This window comes from Aggregatibacter aphrophilus ATCC 33389 (assembly GCF_900636915.1).
Lineage (GTDB): Bacteria > Pseudomonadota > Gammaproteobacteria > Enterobacterales > Pasteurellaceae > Aggregatibacter > Aggregatibacter aphrophilus.
The window spans coordinates 1695329-1719851 of sequence record NZ_LR134327.1; the positions used below are offsets into that span (position 1 = coordinate 1695329).

General features: G+C 43.1%; 21 protein-coding genes, 1 tRNA gene and 1 pseudogene. 4 read left to right on the top strand and 19 right to left on the bottom strand.

The window, feature by feature from the left end; translation table 11 throughout:
- Positions 1 to 43 precede the first annotated feature (43 nt).
- Positions 44 to 2524, top strand: coding sequence for a trimethylamine-N-oxide reductase TorA (torA, locus tag EL144_RS08225; protein WP_005703247.1), 2481 nt, complete (start codon positions 44 to 46; stop codon positions 2522 to 2524).
- Positions 2525 to 2591: 67 nt separating this feature from the next.
- Here the strand turns inward: torA and EL144_RS08230 are convergent, their stop codons facing one another.
- From EL144_RS08230 to EL144_RS08295, 14 genes are all read right to left on the bottom strand, one after another.
- Entirely contained in the window at positions 2592 to 3374 is a 783-nt protein-coding gene (locus EL144_RS08230; protein WP_005703248.1) for an MmcQ/YjbR family DNA-binding protein, read from the bottom strand.
- A gap of 210 nt (positions 3375 to 3584) precedes the next feature.
- Positions 3585 to 5210: an alpha,alpha-phosphotrehalase gene (treC, locus tag EL144_RS08235; RefSeq protein WP_005703249.1), complete on the bottom strand. Its 1626-nt coding sequence runs from the start codon at positions 5208 to 5210 to the stop codon at positions 3585 to 3587.
- Positions 5211 to 5343: 133 nt separating this feature from the next.
- On the bottom strand, positions 5344 to 6762 hold the full coding sequence (gene treB / locus EL144_RS08240) for a PTS trehalose transporter subunit IIBC (RefSeq protein WP_005703251.1): 1419 nt from the start codon (positions 6760 to 6762) through the stop codon (positions 5344 to 5346).
- A 176-nt stretch (positions 6763 to 6938) separates the two neighbouring features.
- The gene (truA, locus tag EL144_RS08245) at positions 6939 to 7724 is read right to left on the bottom strand and encodes a tRNA pseudouridine(38-40) synthase TruA (protein ID WP_005703252.1); all 786 of its coding nucleotides are present in this window, start codon (positions 7722 to 7724) and stop codon (positions 6939 to 6941) included.
- A gap of 151 nt (positions 7725 to 7875) precedes the next feature.
- A complete protein-coding gene (gene rpsI / locus EL144_RS08250; protein WP_005700563.1) occupies positions 7876 to 8268 on the bottom strand; it encodes a 30S ribosomal protein S9 in 393 nt (130 codons plus the stop codon).
- Between the two features lie 17 nt (positions 8269 to 8285).
- A complete protein-coding gene (gene rplM, locus EL144_RS08255; RefSeq protein ID WP_005700564.1) occupies positions 8286 to 8714 on the bottom strand; it encodes a 50S ribosomal protein L13 in 429 nt (142 codons plus the stop codon).
- A 241-nt stretch (positions 8715 to 8955) separates the two neighbouring features.
- Complete coding sequence (locus EL144_RS08260) at positions 8956 to 9552, bottom strand: class I SAM-dependent methyltransferase (RefSeq protein WP_005551622.1); 597 nt, start codon at positions 9550 to 9552, stop codon at positions 8956 to 8958.
- A gap of 12 nt (positions 9553 to 9564) precedes the next feature.
- The gene (gene recD, locus EL144_RS08265) at positions 9565 to 11544 is read right to left on the bottom strand and encodes an exodeoxyribonuclease V subunit alpha (protein ID WP_005703254.1); all 1980 of its coding nucleotides are present in this window, start codon (positions 11542 to 11544) and stop codon (positions 9565 to 9567) included.
- On the bottom strand, positions 11544 to 15206 hold the full coding sequence (gene recB / locus EL144_RS08270; protein WP_005703255.1) for an exodeoxyribonuclease V subunit beta: 3663 nt from the start codon (positions 15204 to 15206) through the stop codon (positions 11544 to 11546). Before recB ends, recD begins: the two co-directional genes overlap by 1 nt.
- A gap of 62 nt (positions 15207 to 15268) precedes the next feature.
- Complete coding sequence (locus EL144_RS08275; RefSeq protein ID WP_005703256.1) at positions 15269 to 15625, bottom strand: DsrE/DsrF/TusD sulfur relay family protein; 357 nt, start codon at positions 15623 to 15625, stop codon at positions 15269 to 15271.
- 5 nt (positions 15626 to 15630) lie between these two features.
- Entirely contained in the window at positions 15631 to 16941 is a 1311-nt protein-coding gene (locus EL144_RS08280; protein WP_005703257.1) for an NCS2 family permease, read from the bottom strand.
- A gap of 159 nt (positions 16942 to 17100) precedes the next feature.
- Positions 17101 to 17177, bottom strand: a tRNA-Val gene (locus tag EL144_RS08285).
- A gap of 182 nt (positions 17178 to 17359) precedes the next feature.
- A complete protein-coding gene (fabA, locus tag EL144_RS08290; protein WP_005703258.1) occupies positions 17360 to 17890 on the bottom strand; it encodes a bifunctional 3-hydroxydecanoyl-ACP dehydratase/trans-2-decenoyl-ACP isomerase in 531 nt (176 codons plus the stop codon).
- A gap of 141 nt (positions 17891 to 18031) precedes the next feature.
- Positions 18032 to 19807, bottom strand: a complete 1776-nt coding sequence (locus EL144_RS08295) for an AAA family ATPase (RefSeq protein ID WP_005703260.1) — start codon at positions 19805 to 19807, stop codon at positions 18032 to 18034.
- A gap of 135 nt (positions 19808 to 19942) precedes the next feature.
- Between EL144_RS08295 and matP the strand changes: the two genes are divergently transcribed.
- Positions 19943 to 20389 (top strand): macrodomain Ter protein MatP, encoded by a 447-nt coding sequence (gene matP / locus EL144_RS08300; protein ID WP_032994850.1) that lies wholly within the window; start codon positions 19943 to 19945, stop codon positions 20387 to 20389.
- A 65-nt stretch (positions 20390 to 20454) separates the two neighbouring features.
- Here the strand turns inward: matP and cspD are convergent, their stop codons facing one another.
- The 4 genes and pseudogenes from cspD to EL144_RS08320 form a co-directional block, all read right to left on the bottom strand.
- Positions 20455 to 20664, bottom strand: a complete 210-nt coding sequence (cspD, locus tag EL144_RS08305) for a cold shock domain-containing protein CspD (RefSeq protein ID WP_005700573.1) — start codon at positions 20662 to 20664, stop codon at positions 20455 to 20457.
- A gap of 209 nt (positions 20665 to 20873) precedes the next feature.
- A complete protein-coding gene (locus EL144_RS11595) occupies positions 20874 to 21035 on the bottom strand; it encodes a YoaH family protein (RefSeq protein WP_005703262.1) in 162 nt (53 codons plus the stop codon).
- A 54-nt stretch (positions 21036 to 21089) separates the two neighbouring features.
- Positions 21090 to 21800: pseudogene (truC, locus tag EL144_RS08315) on the bottom strand (tRNA pseudouridine(65) synthase TruC).
- Complete coding sequence (locus EL144_RS08320) at positions 21794 to 22111, bottom strand: YqcC family protein (RefSeq protein ID WP_005703265.1); 318 nt, start codon at positions 22109 to 22111, stop codon at positions 21794 to 21796. The pseudogene truC and the gene EL144_RS08320 overlap by 7 nt, the downstream one beginning before the upstream one ends.
- A 107-nt stretch (positions 22112 to 22218) precedes the next feature.
- Here EL144_RS08320 and EL144_RS08325 point away from each other — a divergent pair, with 107 nt between their 5' ends.
- Both EL144_RS08325 and queF read left to right on the top strand, forming a co-directional pair.
- A complete protein-coding gene (locus EL144_RS08325) occupies positions 22219 to 23001 on the top strand; it encodes a Zn-ribbon-containing protein (RefSeq protein ID WP_005703266.1) in 783 nt (260 codons plus the stop codon).
- An 8-nt stretch (positions 23002 to 23009) separates the two neighbouring features.
- On the top strand, positions 23010 to 23849 hold the full coding sequence (gene queF / locus EL144_RS08330) for an NADPH-dependent 7-cyano-7-deazaguanine reductase QueF (protein ID WP_005703267.1): 840 nt from the start codon (positions 23010 to 23012) through the stop codon (positions 23847 to 23849).
- Between the two features lie 60 nt (positions 23850 to 23909).
- On the opposite strand, the gene EL144_RS08335 is transcribed toward queF, so the two are convergent.
- Entirely contained in the window at positions 23910 to 24446 is a 537-nt protein-coding gene (locus EL144_RS08335) for an elongation factor P hydroxylase (protein WP_032994901.1), read from the bottom strand.
- Between the last annotated feature and the right edge of the window lie 77 nt (positions 24447 to 24523).

A 24523-nucleotide genomic window follows, 5' to 3' on the forward strand; every position in this document is an offset into this window, starting at 1 on the left:
TGGCAATTTTTAAGTTTAATGACGACGACAAGACGAGGTTTAAATGAAAAACACAATGATTAATCAACAACGCCGCGATTTTTTGAAAAAAACGTCTGCGGGTGTTGCGGGCGCATCACTGTCCGGTGGTGTAGTCGGCTCTATGGTTTCCTCAAATGCGAATGCAGTAGAAACCAAAATGACAACCGTTGTCACTGCGGCTCACTGGGGGCCGATTGGTGTGGTATTGGAAAACGGTAAAGCGGTAAAATCCGGCCCGGCGATTGAACCTGCCGTACCCAATGAATTGCAAAGCGTTGTACCCGATCAACTTTATAGCGAAACCCGCGTGAAATATCCGATGGTGCGCAAAGGATTTCTTACCAACCCGGGCAAAAGCGACACCACCATGCGTGGGCGCGATGAATGGGTGCGCGTTTCTTGGGATGACGCCTTGGATTTAGTGCACAATCAACTCAAACGGGTGCGTGAAGAGCATGGCGCGACAAGCATTTTTGCCGGTTCTTACGGTTGGTTTAGTTGCGGTTCATTGCACGCTTCCCGTACGTTGTTACAACGTTATATGAACGCCACCGGCGGTTTCGTAGGGCATAAAGGCGACTACTCCACCGGCGCGGCGCAAGTGATTATGCCGCACGTGTTGGGTACGATTGAAGTCTATGAACAACAAACCAGCTGGGAATCGGTGTTGGAAAATAGCGATATTATCGTGCTTTGGTCAGCCAACCCACTCACTACCATGCGTATTGCATGGATGTCCACCGATCAAAAAGGGATTGAGTATTTCAAAAAATTCCAAGCCAGCGGCAAACGCATTATTTGTATCGATCCACAAAAAAGTGAAACCTGCCAAATGTTGAATGCCGAATGGTTGCCGATTAACACGGCAACGGATGTGCCGTTAATGCTTGGTATTGCGCACACCTTAGTGAGCGAAAATAAACACGACAAAGACTTCCTGAAAAAATACACCACCGGTTATAGCAAGTTTGAGGATTACCTCTTAGGCAAAACCGACCACCAACCGAAAGATGCAGAATGGGCGGCAAAAATCTGTGGCATACCCGCCGATAAAATCAAACAACTGGCAAAAGATTTCTCAAGTAAACGCACCATGTTAATGGGCGGCTGGGGAATGCAACGTCAACGCCACGGCGAACAAAGCCACTGGATGTTGGTCACACTCGCTTCCATGTTAGGACAAATCGGCTTACCGGGCGGCGGTTTCGGCTTGAGCTACCATTATTCAAACGGCGGTGTACCGACAGCCACTGGCGGCATCATCGGTTCCATCACAGCAAGTCCATCAGGCAAAGCCGGTGCAAAAACCTGGTTGGATGACACCTCCAAATCGGCTTTCCCATTGGCTCGTATTGCCGATGTGTTGCTCAATCCGGGCAAAACCATTCAATATAACGGCACCGAAATCACGTATCCGGACATCAAAGCCGTATATTGGGCGGGCGGTAACCCATTTGTTCACCACCAAGACACCAATACTTTAGTGAAAGCCTTCCAACAACCGGAAGTGGTGATTGTGAACGAAGTGAACTGGACGCCGACTGCGCGCATGGCGGATATTGTGTTGCCGGCAACCACCAGTTACGAACGCAATGACTTAACCATGGCAGGCGACTATTCCATGATGAGCATTTACCCGATGAAACAAGTGGTCCCGCCGCAATTTGAAGCCAAAAATGACTACGATATTTTCGTTGAACTCGCTAAACGTGCCGGCGTGGAAGAACAATACACCGAAGGCAAAACCGAAATGGAATGGCTGGAGGAATTCTACAACGCCGCCTTTACTGCCGCACGCACAAACCGCGTTGCGATGCCACGTTTTGATAAATTCTGGGCAGAAAACAAACCGCTAAATTTTGAAGCAAATGAAGCGGCGAAAAAATGGGTACGCTATGGTGAATTCCGTGAAGATCCGTTGCTTAATCCGCTCGGCACACCATCCGGTAAAATCGAAATTTATTCCGATGTGATTGCCAAAATGGATTACGACGACTGCAAAGGGCATCCAACTTGGATGGAGCCGGAAGAGTTTGCCGGCAACGTTACCCAAGAATACCCGCTCGCCTTGGTGACGCCACACCCGTACTACCGTTTGCATAGCCAATTGGCGCATACCTCATTACGCCAAAAATATGCAGTCAATGATCGTGAACCGGTGATGATTCACCCAGAAGATGCCGCACCACGTGGTATTAAAGACGGTGACATCGTGCGCATTCACAGCAAACGCGGACAAGTGCTTGCAGGCGCAGTTGTCACGGAAAATATCATCAAAGGCACCGTCGCCTTACACGAAGGCGCATGGTATGACCCGATGGATTTAGGCGAAAGTGAAAAACCATTGTGCAAAAACGGCTGTCCGAACGTGCTTACCCGCGACGAAGGCACCTCAAAACTGGCGCAAGGTAACTCACCGAATACGTGTATCGTGCAAGTAGAAAAATTCGTCGGCCAAGCCCCTGAAGTCACGGTGTTCAAACAACCAAAACACGCAGCGTAAAAACGCTATAAAAAATGACCGCACTTTGGTTGATAAAATCAAAGTGCGGTTTGTTTTGGAGGTATTTTTACTTTTCACAGGACTCCCCGCTTAGCATCGCAATTTCCTGTTTTAATGCATACGGCATATGCCGTGGTCCGCGTACAGCAGTGACACCGAATTGTGCCATTTTAGCGCGGAGGATTAGGGTCTTATCGTATTCTTTCAGACAACGAATTTTCATAACTCTTTTCACCTGTAAATCATCCGTTCGTTTTTTGTGATACGGAATGTTTACCTCTAATACCAAACATTTATAGCGAATAGCACCCGTAGGTTCAGTGACGTACATATACACAATGTCATCCGCGGCAATATTGTTGCTCTGCTTCCAATGTATCTCACCGCCTTCGCGCAAGTCCTTCTCCACATCATAATATTTCGGGTTGGCCGGCACGATCCATTCTGTATAACGGGAGATCCCAAGTTGCTTCTTCACTTGTCGGGTGGCTGTGAGATCAAAGCTGGCGTTCAATAAAAACAGCACGGTATCTTTCTCCACAGAGCCATCCAACAACACCGTCAACCAATGATTTTTGTTCATGTGATACGCCGGTAGGAAGCCTGTTTGCGGCAGAAATAAACTCAACATTTCAGGAGTGCATTTCACGTTCATCACAGGCAATTTCCCTGCACCACTTAGCCCCAACGATGATTTTTCGACATTCATCACAATGGCATACCATTTTCGATTATCGGCATGACGCAATACACCATAGTTAGGGTGATTTTTCCAAAGATATTCCGGCTTAGTGCCATATTGGGTTAAGACATAATCAAATAATTGTCGGATTAAATTTTGTTTTGCCATGCTAACCTCACTTTTATTGCAACTGTTTTATTCTACGCTGAAAACTAAGTAATGTATTGCAAGAAACACTCAAAAAAACGACCGCACTTTTTACGTTAAAATCAAAGTACGGTCACATAATGATATAATTTTTTTAAATATTAGCTTTTCAATAACCACATTAAGAGAAAGCCAATAAACAATCTTATTTACAAAAAACAAACACCATTTTTAGGATAATAAATAAACACCTTGGTAGGGCTGTAAGGCGATTTCTTCGGTATTGCGTTCCAAATCTACATAATTATTCATTAACTCTTCGCCTTTCACATTTAATGTAATTGATTGCAATTCATCGCTTAAATTGGCAAGCACAGTCAATGTTTTGCCATCGGCATGGCGTTGATATGCCCAAACCCAAGGATGTTCCGGCAATAAATCACGATAGTCGCCATCAGTGAACACCGGCAATTCTTTGCGTAATTTAATTAACCGTTGGTAAGTGTAGAACACAGATTTTTTATCTTGTAGAGCCTGTTCTGCGTTAATTTCATGATAATTTTGCGCCACGTTAATCCATGGCTTGCCGTCGGAGAAACCGGCATTTTCGGAAGCGTCCCACTGAACCGGCGTGCGAGCGTTATCACGGGATTTTTGTGCCAAAATTTTCAGAATTTCTGTCTCAGACAAGTGTTTATCTTTCAATTCTTGGTAAGCGTTTAGGCTTTCCACATCGCGATAGTCTTTAATAGAGGTAAAATTCGGATTGGTCATGCCGATTTCTTCGCCTTGATAAATATATGGCGTACCTTGCATTCCGTGCAGCAACATAGCGAGCATTTTCGCTGAGGTTTGATGCAATTCGCCTTCGTCCCCAAAACGGGAAACAATGCGCGGTTGATCGTGATTACACCAGAACAGCGCATTCCAAGCACGTCCATGCATTCCCTGCTGCCAATAATTGAAAATAGATTTCAGTGCTACATAATCGGGTTTTGCGTAGGTCCATTTTTCGCCGTTCGGATAATCCACTTTCAGGTGATGAAAATTGAAGGTCATGGAAAGTTCGGTGCCGTCTAAATTGGCATACTGCTGACAATGTTCTAATTGTGTAGAAGACATTTCGCCCACTGACATCAAGCCGTAAGGCGTTAAGGCGTTTTGGTTAAGTATTTGTAAATATTCGTGAATTTTGGGCCCATCAGTATAGAAACGGCGACCGTCGCCCTCATAATCGTTTTCAAATACCTCCGGTTTGGAAATTAAATTCACTACATCTAAACGCAGACCGTCAATGCCCTTTTCCGCCCAAAATTTGCAAATCGCAAACAATTCCGACCGCACTTTCGGATTCTCCCAGTTTAAATCCGCCTGTTCGGTTGCAAATAGATGCAAATAATATTGCTGTGCTTTGTCCGACCATTTCCACGCAGAACCACCGAATTTAGATTTCCAGTTGGTGGGTTGTTCGCACCAAATGTAGTAATCATGATATTCGGAGGATGGATCTTCGCCTTTTTGAAACCATTCGTGAAAAGTGGAACTGTGGTTAAACACCATGTCCATTACAATGCGAATATTGCGTTTATGAGCTTCGGCGACCAGCTGTTCAAAATCAGCCATAGTGCCGTAACTTGGATCAATATTGCGGTAATCGGCAATGTCATAGCCGTTATCAATTTGTGGCGATACATACATAGGCGTAATCCAAATAGCGTCAATGCCTAAGGTTTGTAAATAATCCAAGCGCTTGATAATGCCTTGAATATCGCCTGTTCCGCTGCCTGTGGTGTCTTGGAAGGATTTCGGATAGATTTGGTAGATAACGCCGTTTTTCCACCATTGGGAGTTGTTCATGTTGTGTCCTTTTCATTTCTTAATTTGAATCTGGATGGAACGCGTCTGCTGATGCGTGCTAGCAAAAAAGTTAAAAGTGCGGTCAGAATTTACCGTAAAAAACGACCGCACTTTGGGAGGTTAACTCATAGAATTAAGCTAAAGTTCCCGCTTTTTCTTTACGTTTATAAATGATCGTGGTGAGAAGAAAAGGCACAGCGATAGCAACAGCCATGGCAACGGTAAAAGTGCCCCAGAATTGTTGTTGAATAGATAAGATGCCCGGCAAACCGCCTACACCGATACTATTCGCCAACACGCCGGCAAAACCGCACACTAATGCCGCACAGGCGGAACCTGTCATTGCGCACAACATTGGGAAACGGTATTTTAAGTTGATACCGTACATTGCCGGTTCGGTAACACCTAAATAAGCAGATAAAGCGGCAGGAATTGCTACTTCACGGGATTGTGCGGTTTTGTTCACATAAATGATAGCGAGTACCGCGGAGGCCTGTGCAATATTGGATAACGCAATTAACGGCCAAACCGGTGTGCCGCCAATGCTTTGAATCATTTGCATATCAATGGCAAGAGAGGTTTGGTGAACACCCGTTACCACTAACGGCGCATATAAAAAACCGAATAATGCCGCACCAATTGGCGCAAAGCTACCGGTCATCGCGTGTTTTACCACAAAGGCAACGCCGTTACCGATTTCCCGTCCGATAGGGCCGATGATGGAATGGGCTAAAATCACAGCCAAAATTATAGACGTTACGGGGACGATAATTAAATTCAAGAAATCCGGCACAACTTTGTTGAGGAAGCGTTCAATATAAGATAACGCCAAACCTGCCATAATGGCCGGAATCACTTGTGCTTGATAACCCACTTTTTCAATCATAAATAAACCGAAATCCCAGGTTTCCGGTGTTTGCGTACCGAGGGCGTAAGAGTTCATTAGTTGAGGGGAAACCAATGTTACACCAAGCACGATCCCGAGAATCGGTGAAGTCCCCATTTTCCGTGCGATAGACCAACAAATGCCCACCGGCAGGAAGAAGAAAATCGCTTCACCGATAAGCCATAAGAAGGAGTGCATACTTGCCCAGAACGGACTGACTTGAGTCAGGGTTTTGCCATCAAACATGGCAATGTCACCGATGACGTTACGGAAACCGAGAATCAAACCTCCGCTGATCAACGCCGGTAGTAACGGAATAAAAATATCTGCCAAGTGGGAAATCAGGCTTTCATACCATTTCTGGTTTTTGCGTGCTGCGGCTTTCACTTGTTCTTTATCCACGCTCGCCAAACCGGTTTTCTCCAGCAGGATTTTGTAATAATCCCCCACTTCCTGACCAATCACCACCTGATACTGCCCACCGGTGGAGAAATTAGCTTTTACCATTGGCAAGGATTCAATGCCTGCGGTATCAATTTTGCTTTCGTCGTTTAAAACAAAGCGTAGACGGGTAATACAATGGGTGACGGTGGAAATATTTTCCCGTCCACCAATGTATTGAATAAGTTGATCAACATATTGTGGATCGATTTTTTGTTTCGCCATAATAGCCTCCAATCAGAAAATACTGTTTGGATTATAACCCGATCGAGGTAAATAAGAAAATTTCTCACTTTGTGGAAAAGGCAAGAAAATTTAGCTAAAAAATGACCGCACTTTGATCTGCTATTTAACCGTGAGGAGCAAATTAAAGTGCGGTTATTTTCTTAGTATTATTATGCTTAATCTGCTAGAAACAACGGTCCCAACGGCATTTTCGGCAATGCAAATCGGTCGGGATAAAGCACATTCACTAAGTACAACCCCTCCGGTTTAGCCGTTGGTGCGGCGAGAGTACGATCTTTCTGAGCCAACAACCAAGCTAACCATTCCACCGATTGATTGCCGCAACCTACCTCAATCAAGCTCCCCACAATGTTACGCACCATGTGATGTACAAAAGCGTTAGCTTGAATATCCGCGATGATATATTGCCCTTGGCGACTGACGTTTAAATGGTGCACATTACGCCACGGCGTGTTGGATTGGCATTGCGCGGCACGGAAAGAACTGAAATCATTTTCACCGAGCAACGCCTGCCCCGCCTGGTGCATTAATTGATGATCGAGTTCCAAATGGCAATGAGTTACGCCCTGCGGCAAAATGGCTGAACGCAGTTTGTTGCAATATAAAATGTAACGATAACGGCGGGCGGTGGCGCTAAAACGGGCATGAAAATCATCATCGACTACTTTCGCCCACCGCACAGCAATATCATCAGGCAAATTGGCGTTGACACCGAAACTCCAGGCCTTCTCAGGACGATTGGCTGTTGTTTCAAAATGGATCACCTGCCCTGTGGCATGTACGCCGGAATCCGTACGACCTGCACAGAAAATACCGATTTCCTCATTGGCAACGGTGGAAATCGCCCGTTCCAGTTCAGCCTGTACGCTGGCAACTTTCTCTTGTTTCTGCCAACCGAAATAATCTTTTCCGTCGTATTCCACACCTAATGCAATTTTCATGTTCTGCCCTGATTTTACTTAAAACGGCGTGCATTATAACAAGGCTTGGCGGATCTCAAAAACATTCTAAAAACCCACCGCACTTTTGCTGAATTTCACACATAAAAAAAGCAGAGATTGCTCTCTGCTTTTTTGGAAAAACGTATAAAAATTAACGTTTGGAGTATTGTGGACGACGACGTGCTTTGTGTAAACCCACTTTTTTACGTTCAACGCGACGTGCGTCACGAGTAACGAAGCCGGCTGCACGAAGTGCAGGACGTAGGGTTTCATCGTATTCCATCAATGCACGGGTAATACCATGACGGATTGCACCCGCTTGACCGGAAATACCACCACCTTTAACAGTGATGTATAGGTCTAATTTATCAGTTAATTCAACCAATTCTAATGGCTGACGTACGATCATACGAGAAGTCTCGCGACCGAAATATACGTCTAATTCACGTTGGTTGATGGTGATCTTACCATTGCCCGGTTTGATAAATACACGAGCTGAAGAGCTTTTGCGGCGACCTGTGCCGTAGTTTTGATTCTCTGCCATATCCTAAAACCTCGTGATTAAATGTCTAATACTTGTGGTTGTTGTGCAGCGTGTTGGTGTTCAGCACCCGCATACACTTTTAATTTGCGGAACATTGCACGGCCTAATGGACCTTTCGGCAACATACCTTTAACCGCAATTTCAATCACTGCTTCAGGACGGCGCGCGATCATTTCTTTGAAAGTCGCTTGTTTGATACCACCTACATAGCCTGTGTGCCAGTAGTAAATTTTATCGCTTTCTTTGTTACCGGTTACAGCAACTTTGTCCGCGTTAATCACGATGATGTAATCACCTGTATCAACGTGCGGAGTATATTCAGCTTTATGTTTACCACGAAGACGACGCGCTAATTCAGTCGCCAAACGACCTAAAGTTTTACCTGTCGCATCTACTACATACCAGTCGCGTTGAACCGTTTCTGGTTTTGCTACAAAAGTTTTCATTAATTAATTACCAATATAATAATATTAATACCCAGTGCTTAAAAAAGCACAACCAGTTATCTTAATCTTCACCCCTTCGAGTGCGATCTCGACAAAATAATGCGCGGTGGGAATCCGCAGCATTCACAGGGTCGCGCGATTATACAAAAAGTTTCAATGAAAAGCTAACGGTTTATCCGGAAAACATGATAAATTTTAACCGCACTTTTTCTCTTTTCATTCACCATAATGCCAAAAATACTTAAGGCTTACGTCCCAACAGACAAATTACCGAACTGGTGCCGATATGGCGATTTCCTTCATTCATCTCACGCACGCTATGCTCTGCAATAAGCCATTCCAAGCCTGCTAACGCCTGCTGCATCTGTGCCAATGTACCCAACATTTCAACCTGACCGGGTCCACCAGTGCCATAATGAATTTGGTCCGGATGATAAAACACGCCGGCAAATAACCCACCCGGTTGCAATGCATTCACAATACGTTGCATCACTTGCGTTCTTTGCGGTTCCATAAAATGACAAAAAACGGAAGTAATTACGGCATAATATGCTGTCGGCATATCCATCTCTGCAATATTGGCCAATCTTGTAGTAAACGAAACATTTTGCTTACGCGCCAACGCTTGCGCTTTGAGCAAACCCACTTTAGACATATCAACCCCTTCCGTTTCCAATCCATGCAAAGCTAAAAAGACACCATTACGCCCTTCTCCGGTAGCCAGATCCAATGCTCGCCCGGAAGTGGGCAGATAAGATTGAATTCTGGCGATAAATTCATTAGGTTCCGTACCAAAAATATAGTCTTCCGTTTGATAACGCTCATCCCATTTTGTCATAGTTTCTCCTTTTTAGATTTCCAGTAATTGACCCAATCCGCTTTGCCGTTGCACCGGATTTTTCACCGCACTTTCCCATACGCTTTGCAGCGCGAACACCGTTAAAAAATCTTTGGTGCGGGTAACGCCGGTGTAAACTAGTTCTTTGGATAACACGGGGCTGTTTTCCAGCGGCAAAATCAGGAAAGTATGCGGAAATTCCGAACCTTGTGATTTGTGTACCGTCATTACGAATGCGGTTTCATGATTCGGCACACGACTTGCCAGCACAGTTTTATAACTGTTTTGTCCCTGCTCGAACCATACCCGTCCGTTTCCCAAATACATGCCGATGTCACCGTTATACAAGCCCACATTGCTATCATTTTGCGTCACCATAATCGGTTTGCCGATGTACCATTCCCGTTCCTGATGAAATTGCAACAGGCGTTTTTGGCGTAATTTTTCTGCGATGGCGAGATTTAATTGCTCCACGCCGAATTCGCCCACACGCAACGCTGTTAAAAAACGAATGCCGTTAAACGCCGCGAAAATCGACCGCACTTTTTCTTCATCCATCTGCCCTTCTTGTGAAATCAACTGCAAATAACGACGATATTCCTCTGCCGCACGTTCCACGATGAGCTTCACACAGGTTTTATGTTGCTGACTATCTTCTTTGTTGGTCAAATAACGAGCAAAATCCGTTAAATATACGCCGCATTTTTTTGCTTGATGTTGCTGATATTGCTGCAATAACTGCCAGCTTTCCGCCGCGTTGCCTGAATTCACCGCAGCCGCCAACGCACCCACTTCCGGATTTGCCCCGAAACGGCGGCTGACCTGCAAATAACAAATGCTGTCGCTGATAGGATTACCATGTTCCGACGCAGCAAGAGAAATGCCCGTGGTCGCCTGTAAATATTGCGTCATTGCGGGGCTATACGTCGGCGCCGACGCATTCACGAAACGTCCTAATTCGCCTAAAATCGCCCCGGCTTCTACAGAAGCCAGCTGGTCTTTATCACCCAATAAAATCAATTTGGTTTCCGGTTTGAGCGCATTAAGCAGTTTTGCCATCAAAGTTAAATCGATCATGGACGCTTCGTCCACCACCAACACATCCACCGGCAAAGGATTGTCGGCATGATAGCGGGTTTCCTCACTGAAAAAACGCACGCCGAGCAAGCGATGAATGGTTTCCGCATTCATGGGAATGCGCAGATTTTCGATGATTTCTCGCTCGTGTTTTTCCGTGGAAAAAGTCTGTTTCAGGCGATCTACCGCGTCCACAATGGATTCCGTAAGCCGTGCCGCCGCTTTCCCTGTCGGGGCGACAAGTTTAATGCGCAAGCCGTTTTGGTGAAGCTCCTGCAAGGTCAATAACAGTTTGGTGACGGTAGTGGTTTTGCCCGTGCCTGGCCCGCCGGTAATAAGGCAAAATCGTTGACGCAACGCCATCACCGCCGCGATTTTTTGCCAGTCGATACCCTGTTCTTCATGAAAATAGCGGTTCAAAATCGGAGCGATTTGCGCCATCTGTTCGGCTGAAAAAACGTGTTGAAAACAGATCGCACTTTTAAAGTAATCGGCGATACGGAATTCATCCTGCCAGATGCGATAAAAATACAAGCGGTCAAACTGCAATACCAACGGCGCGATCTGTTGCAACGGCGCGGCGGTGAAAGCGATATGTTGCGCCGCCAGCAATGCTGCCTGCCATTGCTCAATGGGTAAATAATCAATTTTTTGCTGAATGTCCGTTAAATAAACGCGTTCGTTAAAATAATCCTGCAAACCGAACAAATCCTGCTCCGTGGCGTGATTCAGCAAAATACAAGTATTGCCCTGCCGATAACTGAAATTACACAACGCCGCCATAAGCACCGCCAAATTTTGAATCGACGGCGTATATTGAAATGGCTGTTGTTTGCGGTGAATAAATTCAGCGAAATAATAGTCGGCGGCGTTGATAATGCCCTTTTCTTTGAGTTGGGATAATAAAGCTAACATTAGAACAAATTCTCCAAAGCCTGAATCAACGCGTAATCCGGTTTATCAAAAAACACGCCGTTTTGATTTTCGCCGTTCATGCCACGTAAGAAGCAATAAAACACACCGCCGAAATGGGTTTCGTAGGCATAATTTGCGTCACGTTGTTGTAAATAACGGTGCAGTGCCAATGTATAAAACAGATATTGCCAGTCGTAGTGGTTCGTCAGCATGGCTTGCTCAAGGCTTTTGCCAACGTAGTTTTGCGGCTCTACACCAAGGAAATTGGATTTGTAATCCAGCAAATAATATTGGCCATTATGATAAAACACCAAATCCATAAAACCCCGTAACATTCCTCGGATAGCATCAAATTGTAGCGACTCGGAAGGCAGGTGATGGTATTGTTGCAACGCACGATTGAATACCGAAACATCAAATAATTGATTCAATTTCAAATAAAATTGCATTTCTTTCACACAGTGCCGACGGGATAAATTCGCTAATTTTAAAGTCGGTTCCTCTGCACTTAACGGCGTATGTAAAATAGCGTTCATCCATTGTTGTAACGACGGCAGCCAAGTTTCCTCTAACTGTAACCAGTGGCAAAGTTTTTGGACTTTTTCTTCATTCAACGGTTGGCTAAAATCGTATTTTTCTAAAAAGCGGTGCAATGCCGTACCGATTTTAATGCCATGCGGAAAATCAAACGGTGAATAGCCGAAAGGATAGGCGGATTCACAGCTTGCGGTTTCCGGCAGCGTTTCTGTCGGTTGTTCATTAAAATCGTAATCCTTACCGACATCAAAAACACGCTCAAAAATGACCGCACTTTCCGCTACCTGTTGCGCTTTATAATATTTTTTATTTTGATGAATGTTTTCAATGGCGCTGAAACTGGTAACCGCCCAGTTTTGTTCAATATGTCCGCTAAATTTGGCAGCCTGCAAGGTGGTTTGAATTTCGGCCTGTTGCCGCAACGGTAATGGTGTTAATGTCTTCGTATCGGTAATCACAATACTATTTGCCGGCGCTTTTGCCACCAATTTATCCAACAACGGCAGACTTTCATACGCATTCGGCTTGCTTTCCGTTTGAATATCCCCCTGCGTCAACACATAAAGCAAACTACTCCATTTTTTCTCAAAGGTTTGAGGCACGCCAATGACCAACTGATATTTGGCTCGAGTTAACGCGACATAAAGCAAACGTAATTGTTCGGCAAAATCTTCTTTTTGTACCAAGTCGATATGTGATTTATCAAAATCCCACAGCACCTGTTGCTGTTCTTCATCAAAATAAGTGGAAAGTTGATTCGGTTTAAATGAAGAGGCATAACCGATAAACGGCAACCAAACCAAATCGTATTCCAAACCTTTGGATTTATGAATGGTCACGATCTTGACCAATTGCAACTCGCTTTCCAACCGCACTTGTTGCTCTTTTTGCCGATCTTCACCCTGAATTTGTTTTTCAAACCAACGCAACAACGCCGCTTCACTTTCATTTAATGTTGCCGCTTCCTGCAACAGTTCCGCCAAATGTAATAAATCTGTGACTATGCGTTTGCCATCTGCCGTTAGGTACCATTTTTCCGTGATTTTTTCTTGTAAAAACAAACGGTGTAACATCACCAACACCCCTTGTTTTTGCCACGTTTTTTGATACTGAATAAATTTCTCCACCCAGTGTTCCCAAAGCGTTTCATTCAATCTGATACGTTGAATATCGGCAGATGTTTGCGCAAAAATTTCCGTTGCCACGGCATTTAAAATATGGCGTTCACTAAACGGATTCAGGCAGGCTGTGAGGATAAGTAGCAAATCTTTCGCTACATGACTGTCAAACACGTTGCTGTCTTCCGACAAATACACTGAGGCAATGCCAAGTTGGCGCAACTCATTTTTAATCAATTCCGCTTCTTTGCGGCTACGCACCAAGACAGCAATGCTTTCCGGTTTCAGCACTTTTTCTACTGTCTGACCATCAGTGCTAAAAACAGCCTGATTTTCCACCGCACTTTGCAGCCAATGTTGAATAGAAATGGCACAGTTTTTCGCCATATTTTCTTTTACAGAAGATTCATCTAGATAAAAACGCACGGCAGGCTCAGCCTTTCCGTTTAACCAAAATTGCGGATGATCTTCTCGCGCTTTTACCGGTAAAAATTGAATATCTTGATATAAAAATGGGGAATTTTCGCTGAAATCAAATAAATGATTGACGCAAGCCACAACATTTTGTTCAGAACGGTAGTTTTTATCTAAATTGAAACAATGTTCGGCTTGGCGGGCGGCTTGGAAATAAGTAAAAATGTCTGCACCACGGAATTTATAAATCGCCTGTTTCGGATCGCCAATCATGATAAAACCTTTATCTGGCTGGAAATCGGGCTGCGATTGTTCTACGTAAATTTTTGAGAAAATCTGATATTGCACCGCGTCCGTATCTTGAAATTCATCAATCATGGCAAATGGGAATTGATACCTAATCAGACGGGCGAATTCGGTATTTTGCGGGTGATACAACGCCTCTTTTAACAGGCGCAACAAATCGTTAAAACTCTTTTCGCTGTGATTGAGTTTGTATTCCACTAATTGCGTATTAAGGGCATTTAAATAATGAAACCACAGCGCTTGTGCCAAACATTCGCTCTGTTGGAACACTTGTAATAATTTATCAATTTGACTAAACACGGCATGGGTCAAAGGTTGTTCACACGCTTCCCCTGCTTGTTCGTTCATTGCCTGCTGCCCAAAACGATAAAAACAATCGGGGAAATCTGCGGTCTCTTTTTCCGCCCATTGTTTCATGGCGGCAAGCCATTTCGGGCGAGTTGCTGAAGTGAAGCTACGTCGGTTTAATTTTTGTTCTTTCGTGTTTTTATATTTGGTGTTGACTTCCGTTTCAATCAACTCCACGATTTCCGCTTCTTTTTCTAACCATTTTCCTTTCAGTTCCATTATTCGTGTTGTTAACTGTTGTGAATAATCGGCAAGTTTGGGGAGAAATTCGGATAAAGAACCATCAAAAAAGTGCGGTAGATTTTTCGGAAGTTTTAATTCCGTACCGGCAAATTTTTTAATTCGAGAAATCACATTGGATGGTGAAGTGAGGTTTTGTTGAATAAATTCCACAACGGTATAAGGTTGCGAATAAAAATGTGTGCGCCACACATTTTGTGCTAAATGTAACAACAATTCGTCTTCTTCGCCGCTCAGTTCCAAATTGAAATGAATCCCCGAATTGAAGGCATATTGCACGAGCATTCGGCGACAAAATCCGTGAATGGTATAAATCGCCGCCAAATCCATATTCTGTTCCGCCAAAGTCAGCCGTTGGATGGCAAGAGGCAGATCAGTGATTGTTTCGGCTAATCCACGTAAAAAATCATCTTGTTCAAATGCACATAAATCCTGTGTTTGGTGATAAATGATAAATTTCTGTTTTGCATCATAAATTCGTTCACGGATTTTCTTTTTCAACTCTTCTGTCGCCATCTCGGTAAACGTCACGACGAGAATTTGTTCTACATTTAACGCATAAGGAAAAGCATTTTCCCCCGCCTGTAACAATAAACGCAAATAAAGCGAACCCATGGTATAGGTTTTTCCCGTACCGGCGGAAGCTTCAATAAGGCTGATGGCATTAAGTGGCGTAGAAATAGGATTGAGTTGTTGCATGGTGATCGATGAATGAAAAAAGATAAAACAAGGGCGGAAAGTCTCCGCCCGATGATGCTCAATTAAAAGTTGATAACTTTATCGGCCCATAACGTCCAGTTAGACACATCATCCAATGTGCCACGGGTAACGCCGTCAATAAGTTTGGCCTCAGACAAGCCGCGGGCTTTTGTACAACTAGTGCAAAGTTTGACTTCAGCGCCTTGTGCAATCAAAATCTCCATAACTTGTTGCACATTAGAACCTTCATTTGGATTTTGACCAACGAGACCGCTTAAAACTGAATCGGAGAAACAGAATACTTTAATGCCCACTTCTTTGCCATGCTCTTCCTGCAAATTGACGGCAAAACGTAAGGCATTGAAGCTTTTTTCACTGCCATACGGCGATTCATTTAAGATAAAAAGAATTTTTTGCATAATGATTAACCTATCCATATAAATTTAATCAAGAACAATACGGAAACCACCCAAACCGGCGCGTTAACTTCATGCCAACGTCCTGTTCCCACTTTCATCACACAATAGCTGATGAAACCGAAGGCGATCCCTTCCGTGATGGAGTATGTAAATGGCATCATAGCTGAAGTAATAAAGGCCGGGGTAGCTTCGGTTAAGTCCTCCCACGTCACTTTAATCAAACTGGATGCCATTAAAATACCCACATAAACTAACGCACCTGCTGTCGCATAAGCCGGCACCATACCGGCCAATGGCGAGAAGAAAATGGTTAGTAAAAACAATAATCCGACAACAACCGCAGTCATTCCCGTACGTCCGCCGACAGAAACACCGGCACCACTTTCAATATAAGTACTGATTGCAGAGGTACCGATATAAGAACCAACTACGGCGCTGGCACTATCTACATATAAGGCTTGTTTCATTTTCGGAAAACGCCCTTTTTCATCGCTGAAACCGGCTTTGTCCGTCACGCCCAATAAAGTTCCTGAAGAGTCAAATAAGTTCACTAATAAGAAAGAGAAGATGATACCAATAAGTGCCGTATCCAAGGCACCGGCGATATCCACTTGGCCAACCACTTGAGTTAATGCCGGTGGCATGGAAACGATGCCATGGAACATCACGCTTTCGTCAAAATACGATGCAAGTGCGGTGACTGCTGCAATAGAAATTAACACGCCGGAATAAATATTGCGTGCGGCCAACACCACGATAATAAAGAAGCCAAGGATACCTAATAACACTTGCGGACTGTGTAGATCGCCTAAAGCAACTAAGGTTGCAGGATTTGCAACAACCAAACCCATATTTTTGAAACCAATTAAGGCGATAAAGAAACCAATCCCCGCGCCGATACCTACCCGTAAACTGAGCGGAATAGACGCCATCAGCCAATAACGGATTTGGAAAATAGTCAATAGCAACAAGCCGACAGAGCTCCAAAAAATGGTACCCATGCCCACTTGCCAAGAATAACCAAGTTTACCGACAACCACATACGCAAAAAACGCATTCAAGCCCATTGCCGGTGCCAATGCGATAGGCAAGTTACTAAATAACCCCATGGCAATCGTACCGAAGCCTGCAATTAAACACGTAGTCACGAACACAACTTGTTTATCCATGCCTGCATCACCCAACACGGATGGGTTCACGAAAACGATATACACCATAGTAAAAAAAGTGGTGATTCCGGCAATAATTTCCGTTTTGGAGGAGGTTCCTTTTTCTTTTAATTTAAAGAATTGTTGTAGAAAAGATTGATTTTTCATTGTTATTTCCAATCAGAGACAAAATAAAGACGATGAAAAACAAGGTTATAAGAAAGGTGTTTTTCCCGCTGATTCTAGCAAAAGATCAGAAAAACTGCGACGGGTTTGGAGAAATAAAAAATATAACTAAATATGAAGAAATTATAAGGAAAGAAAAGATGGTGCGACCGGCTGGACTCGAACCAGTGACCCCCACCATGTCAAGGTGGTGCTCTAACCAACTGAGCTACGGTCGCAGTGAAAAGTGCGCTAATGATAGCTAGCTTTTCAGGCTAAAACAAGTTTTTTATTTGATTGTGTTGATGATTGCAAAAAAAATAACCAGTTCATTATGAAGATAAAAACACCGAAAAAACAAACCGCACTTTCATTGGTAGAAAAGGGCGGTCAAAAATTTCAGTGTTTTTGGAAACGTGAATTAGAAACTTGACGTATCTTGGAATAAACCGACTTTCAAATCCGTTGCAGTATAAATGACACGACCGTCCACTTCCACTTCGCCGTCCGCCATGCCCATCACTAATTTGCGGTTGATGACGCGTTTCATGTTAATGCGATAAATCACTTTCTTGGCGGTCGGCAGGATTTGCCCGGTAAATTTCACTTCGCCTACGCCAAGAGCTCGACCTTTGCCTTTGCCACCAACCCAACCAAGGAAAAAGCCGACTAATTGCCACATAGCATCTAAACCTAAACAACCCGGCATAACGGGATCACCGATAAAGTGACAAGCGAAAAACGGTAAATCAGGATGGATGTCAAGTTCGGCTTCAATGTAACCTTTACCAAATGTACCACCATCTTCAGTCATTTTCACAATACGATCCATCATTAGCATGGTCGGCGCAGGAAGCTGCGGGCCTTCTTTGCCAAACAGTTCTCCGCGTCCGGAAGCTAATAAATCTTCGTAAGAATAACTGTCTTTAATGTTTGGTGTACAAGTGTTCATTATAAAAATCCTATAAAAAGTAAATGTTTTGTTGAAATACAAACGCGAAAAGGATTCTAACAAAGCCTTCCTGCATTTAGAATAGCTAACACTTGTACGCCTAACTTGTCCGATCAGTTAATTTTTAATGGCAATTTTGAATTAATGGCTTTTGCGGGAAAAGAGAAAATCCCAAAAACCATATCGATGTGACTGCCGATCTGCATATTGGTTAATACGTTGATTAATTAAGCGTGACAAGGGCATGGTATCCATCGTGTAGGTTTTATTTTCCTGTTCCACTAAGTCACGTTGTAACAAAATTTCACAGGCTTGATCCACGGTTTCTACAGGATAAATAAAAAATTCCTGATTTTTAACCGCACTTATAACCGTCTCAGATAAACTCAGTTGATTCACCACTGCGCTCGGAATAATTACGCCCTGTTTACCTGTAAGTCCGCGACGCTGACAAATTGTGAAAAATCCTTCGATTTTTTCATTTATGCCTCCGACAGAATGCACCAAACCAAACTGATCGATCGCCCCGGTAATGGCGATAGATTGTGGCAATGGTAAATCGGACAAGGCACTGACTAGCACACAAAAGCCGGCTAAAGAAGCGCTATCACCATCAATTTCGCCGTAAGATTGTTCAAAAACCAAGGAAGCAGAAAACGGCAACTGAGAAGGCAATTCTAAAATATTCGCCAAACAGGCTTCTGCAATTAAAATGCCTTTGCTGTGAATATTCCCCGCCAATTCGGTTTTGCGCTCCACGTCTACGACTTCACCATCACCATATTGCACAATACAACTAATACGGGAAGGTTCGCCAAAAACTAACGGCGTCCCCGGATATTCAATGACTGACAAACCATTAATCTGTCCAACCATTTCACCTTCGGTCGCCACATAAATTTGTTCCTGCAAAATGCTGTCGTAAGTTTGTTCACGCAAGAAGCCAAATTGCTCTGCTTTATGTAAAAAATAACGCTCAAAATCCACCGCACTTAAGGAGGTGGACTGCGTTAAAAGTGCCGTCTCCGTCAATATATTTTTTAACGTCAACGGCGATATATTAATCAATTCGCGGTTTTCACTGTCACGTACCAATAATTGATAAAGTTTATTAAAGCCGCTCAAATCCAACATCGGCAATTGATGTTGTTGCGCTACGGACTGAACATAACCCATCCATTGTTGCTGTTGCTCCGCATTGGCAACACGGCAATAACTCTCGATTTCCGCATAATCCGCCAAATGATAAAGATCTTCTTCCAACTCTTCCAATGTCGCCAATTCTGTACGATTGCCTAAGACAATGACTTTTAACTGCAACGGATAACTTGGAATGTCACAAGGCAAGGTTTTAAACGGATGCGCGGAATACCAGTTAAACACGCCGGTGGTGAGAATTTGTTTTAGTCGTTGCCATAAATCAAATTGTGCCAATAATGCGCCGGCAGTCACAATTAAAACACCGCTATTTAATTGATGCACCAAACCGGGGTTAAGCTGAATGTCGTGTGATGTGGCGTGAATTTTCACTGAGCCAAATAACTGAAACTGATCGAAATATAACGCCGTTCCTACGCTTTTTTGCGTAGCAAAATTGTCATCATGAGACTGCGCCAATTCTGCAGAAATACGAGGAAAAGAAAAAGAATCTCCTTGTTCAATAATGTATTGCACGCCACACAAATCCGGCATTGGCTTTTGAGATTGAATAAATTGTTCCAATAACGGCGCATATTCTGCCTGATCATCAGCTTTAAGCACCAATAAAGTGCGGTGGGAATTTTTAATGAAATGACGAATCGCTTTTTCTGCGCGGGGTTGTAATGCGAAAAAATCTTGAGGCTGTGAAGATATTTCCGTCACGCTCAATTCCGGACGAAGTTCCTGCCAAGGCAAAGTGTTATAAGATGAAGTCACGACTACTCTCTAAGTTAAAGGTTGTTTGGCGGCATTATCGCATATTTATGCGTATTGAGTAAAAATTTGCTAGAAAATCCGTCACAAAAAGCGTATAGTGACACAGTTACCACGTCACTAAAATCATGTATAAAAATGAAATATCAAAAGCTAGAAAATCAAGAAGCACATTGGAAATGGGTTTATTTAACCAAAAAAGCCCGTGAAGGCGAAAATATCACCCGTTACGCCGAAAAAAGTTTACAAGAAGACATCGTAAAGCAACTCATCAGTCGCCAAAACTATCCGCAACAAATTGAAGAATGGATAAAAACCCATTTGGCACCCGAATTGGTCATTAAACTCGATCAAGCCATTCGCGCCAGAAGAAAGCGTTTCTTTAACGGTGAAAAACAATCCACCAAGAAAAAATCCATTGATTTGGAATATGCCGTTTGGCTACGTTTGTCCAAATATTCCCGCAAAATGAAAATGACGTTGTCGGAAACTATTTCTTACATGATCGATGAACGTGAAAAGAAAGCCTTGTACGAAAGCCAAATGTCAGCCATGAAAGCCGGGTTGAAAGATTTACTGAAATAAAAAAAGACAAGACCGAAAGGTGCTTGTCTTTAAATTTCAATGACTAAATAAGGAAATTTTTATAGTTATTCTACAACCGGAATAATTTTTGTGGCATGAGAACCTTTGTCGCCATGAATGACCTCAAATTGTACTTTTTGCCCCGCTTTTAAGGAACGATAGCCTTCCATTTCAATGACAGAATAATGTGCAAAAATGTCGGTATTACTGCCTTCTACAGAAATAAACCCAAATCCTTTCGCATTATTAAACCATTTAACAACACCAACTTCCATAATTTAAACCTCTTATGGTTTTTTAGTCCATTTAGAACTACCTTTACTTCAATAAGACATACTGCCCTATCACCTTAATTTGCTGGTGCCCATCTTTAAATAAATTTATCGCTCATGCAATAAAAAAAGTTTGAAAATCAAACAGAGATCACAAAAATTCATAAAAATAACGTGCAAAAACCCTTCAGCTTTTCCGGTTTTTTAGCTGATTATTTATGATTTTGCGTATTTTTATTCTGTTCACGTAATTGCTTTGCCACTAAGGCTATCGCCTCTCCGCTACCAATGCCTTGAGCCATTAATTCTTGAATTTTCTCAACTGCACGTTGTTGCTGTTCATGAGTGAGGTTTAATAAGTCTTTATCTAACATTTTCTTTCCTTATCTTATTTTTACGAAAAGTGCGGTCGTTTTTTTACGTATTTTTTACCACTGAAAAGTTTGCATTAAATTCCGCCATTGTGCATCCAATCCTGCCTGAATCGTAATCGGAAGTTGAGTCAACGGATGAACAAAGGTTAATTTTTCCGCGTGTAACATTAAACAGGAACAGCCGGTGTGCTCCGTTAAAGCACGATTTTAATGTAAATCACCATATTGTGTATCCCCTAAAATCGGGTGAAAAATATGCTTCATGTGACGACGTAACTGGTGCTTACGCCCCGTTTTCGGTACCAAACGCACCAAAGAATAACGGGAAGTGGCATAACGCCCTACACCGTAAGGCATTTCCACAGTCTGCAATCCTTCATAAAAAGTGACCGCACTTTGTGGTGCTTTATCCTGTTGAGAAAACTTATCGGCAATTTTATCTAACTGAATCTTTAGCGGATAATCAATTTTGCCATGCCCTGTCACATATCCTCTAACTACAGCTAGATACTGTTTTTCCGTTTGTTTTTGCTGAAACTGTTGGCATAACAAATTAGCTATTTCACTGTTTAAGGCAAAAAGCAGAACGCCGGATGTCGGACGATCTAATCGATGAATAGGATAAACCAGCTGCCCGATTTGATCGCGTAAGGTTTGCATAACAAATTGTGTTTCATGGCGATCAAGCCAACTGCGATGTACCAACATTCCCGCCGGTTTGTTTACGGCGACCAATACATCATCCTGATATAAAATCTCTAACATTGTTGTTGCAACAGCTTTTCAATTTCCATGATCGGGATTAATAATTCCGCTAAATAATCCTCTTCTTTCAAAGCCTCTTCCAAATAAGGGCTAATAGCGATTTGGCGCGGCAATGGCGCTTGGCTTTCAACCAAAGCATGCATCCGCGGAATAAAAATCCATTGCAACCACTCCGTCGGATTCATCGTATCCAACGCAAAAGGTTGTTCGCTTAAAAAAGCCGCTTCTTGTGGCGGAACACTTTGCCACAGCGCCAAGCGTTCCATAGTATGCTGTAAATTTTGCAAATGTAATCGGGTTTGTTGATGCATAAAACACCTCATAAAAATAAACGCGCCATTGTAGAAGATTTCATGCTTTTGCGCCAGTTGAACGAATTTAGTGTAAAATTCGGCTTTTCATATTAACGTGATCTATTATGTATTTAATCGAAGCCTTTTTTTCTCTTCAAAAAAGTGATTTTTCACTGGAAAAACAAGCCCATTGCGTCAATCAACTGATTGAGCAATGGCGTTATAACGGACAGATTATTGGACGTGAAATCCCGCAATTTCTTGCTGAGCAGGAAAATCAACAAGGCTTGGCCGTGCGTGTGACTTGTCCCGAACAAACCTCATTATTGGCTGAATTTAACAATCAGCCGGTCACCCAAGCCCTTCTAGAAGCAGAAAAGTGCGGTGTGTTTTTCGAGAGTTTTCAAATCGTAGCGGAAGATCTCAATTCCGACATTACCGCGTCGGAAACACCTTCTTGGCAACTGCTCTACACGACCTATTTGCAATCTTGCTCACCATTACATAGCGGTGATACTTTGCAACCGATTCCGTTGTATAAACAACTGAAAAACATACCGCACTTGGCAATGGACACCATCAAATGGCAAGAAAATTGGCAGGCGTGCGATCAGTTGCAAATGAATGGTTCCGTGTTAGAAAAAGAAGCATTGGAACAAATTAGCAGTACGGAAACTCATTTGTTTAAACATGGTTATCACTTAGCTCAAGAAATTACTCGCCACAGCGGCATCCCCACATACTATTATTTGTATCGAATCGGCGGCGAAAGCCGAGAAGCCGAATTACATTCCCATTGTCCATTATGCAAACGTGCTTGGACACTGGAGCAACCACTTTTTGACTTCTTATATTTTAAATGTGATCATTGCCGCCTCATTTCCAATCTCTCATGGCACTGGCAATAAGGAATCCCATGCATTATCAAGATAAAAGCCTAAACGCCCTTAAACTCGGTCAACAAACAAAATATGCGGAAAAATATGACCGCACTTTATTACAACCCGTTCCACGTCACTTAAACCGCGACATGCTGAACATTACAACAACTCAACCTTTCACCATCGGTGCGGATATTTGGACGGCATACGAAATTTCGTGGCTTAACCAGAAAGGCGTTCCACAAGTGGCGATTGCCGATGTCAGCATTGATTTTCGTAGTGAAAATTTGATCGAATCGAAAAGCTTTAAACTTTATTTAAATAGCTTTAATCAAACCCAATTTGCCAATTTCAATGAGGTTCAGCAAATTTTGCAGCAGGATTTGCAAGATTGTGCTAAGGGTGAGGTGAAAGTGCGATTAAATTCCTTAACGGATTATACTCAACAACCCATCGTAGCATTAGCCGGCAGCTGTATTGATGGGTTGGATATTGAAATTGAGGATTATGCGTTTAATGCGGAGTTACTGAAAGATTGTACAAACGACAATATTGTAGAAGAAACGTTGGTCAGCCACTTACTCAAGTCTAACTGTCTTATCACCCAACAACCGGACTGGGGCAGTCTGCAAATTCATTATGTAGGCAAGCAAATCAACCGTGAACAGCTATTGCGTTATATCATTTCCTTCCGGAAACATAACGAATTCCATGAGCAATGTGTCGAGCGTATTTTTTGCGATTTAATGCACTTCGCCGCACCGGAAAAACTCACTGTTTACGCACGCTATACCCGCCGAGGTGGCCTAGATATCAATCCTTATCGTTCAAATTTTGAGCCATTACCACCAAATTTAAGATTGGCTCGTCAATAATAAAAGCAAAAGTGCGGTTAAAATTCACTTCGTTTTTTAACCGCACTTTTATTTCTTGTCCTAAATTCTTGTTACATCAAACTTGGTTAAATCAATTTTATTTTCCGTGCCATAAAACTTAGCTAAGGCTTGACGGAGGGTTTCAGCACGTTTCGGCAGCCCTTTAGTCGCATAAGTTTTGACTTGTTCATACACCGCCAGCTTAAAAGGTTGGGTATCGCCCGGTTGGCCGTTAAGGTTATCGGAGCTGGCGAAATAGCGGAAATTGGCCGCTGTGGCGAGGATCCATTCAAGCGCTTGCGGTTTGACTTCTACTTTTTCAAATAAGCGCTGTTGCTCTTCTGTTCTCCCATCGGGTTCATACCAATAACCGAAATCTTCTAATTTACGCCGCTCCTTGCCGGCAACCAGCCAGTGCGCAATCTCGTGTAATCCGCTACTGTAAAATCCGCGAGCAAAATAGATGACATTGTAAGGGCAATCCTCATTTGCCGGCACATATAGCGGTTCATCTCCGCCTTTAACCAATTTAGTGTTGTATTCCTGTTCAAAACATTGATTGAAAATTGCAATTAAATCTTCGATTTTGTGTTCCAGTTCCATTTTGTCTCCAAAAAAATAAAACCCACTTCAAAAAGTGGGTTGTAATAATAAAGCCTTTCTAACAAAGGAGA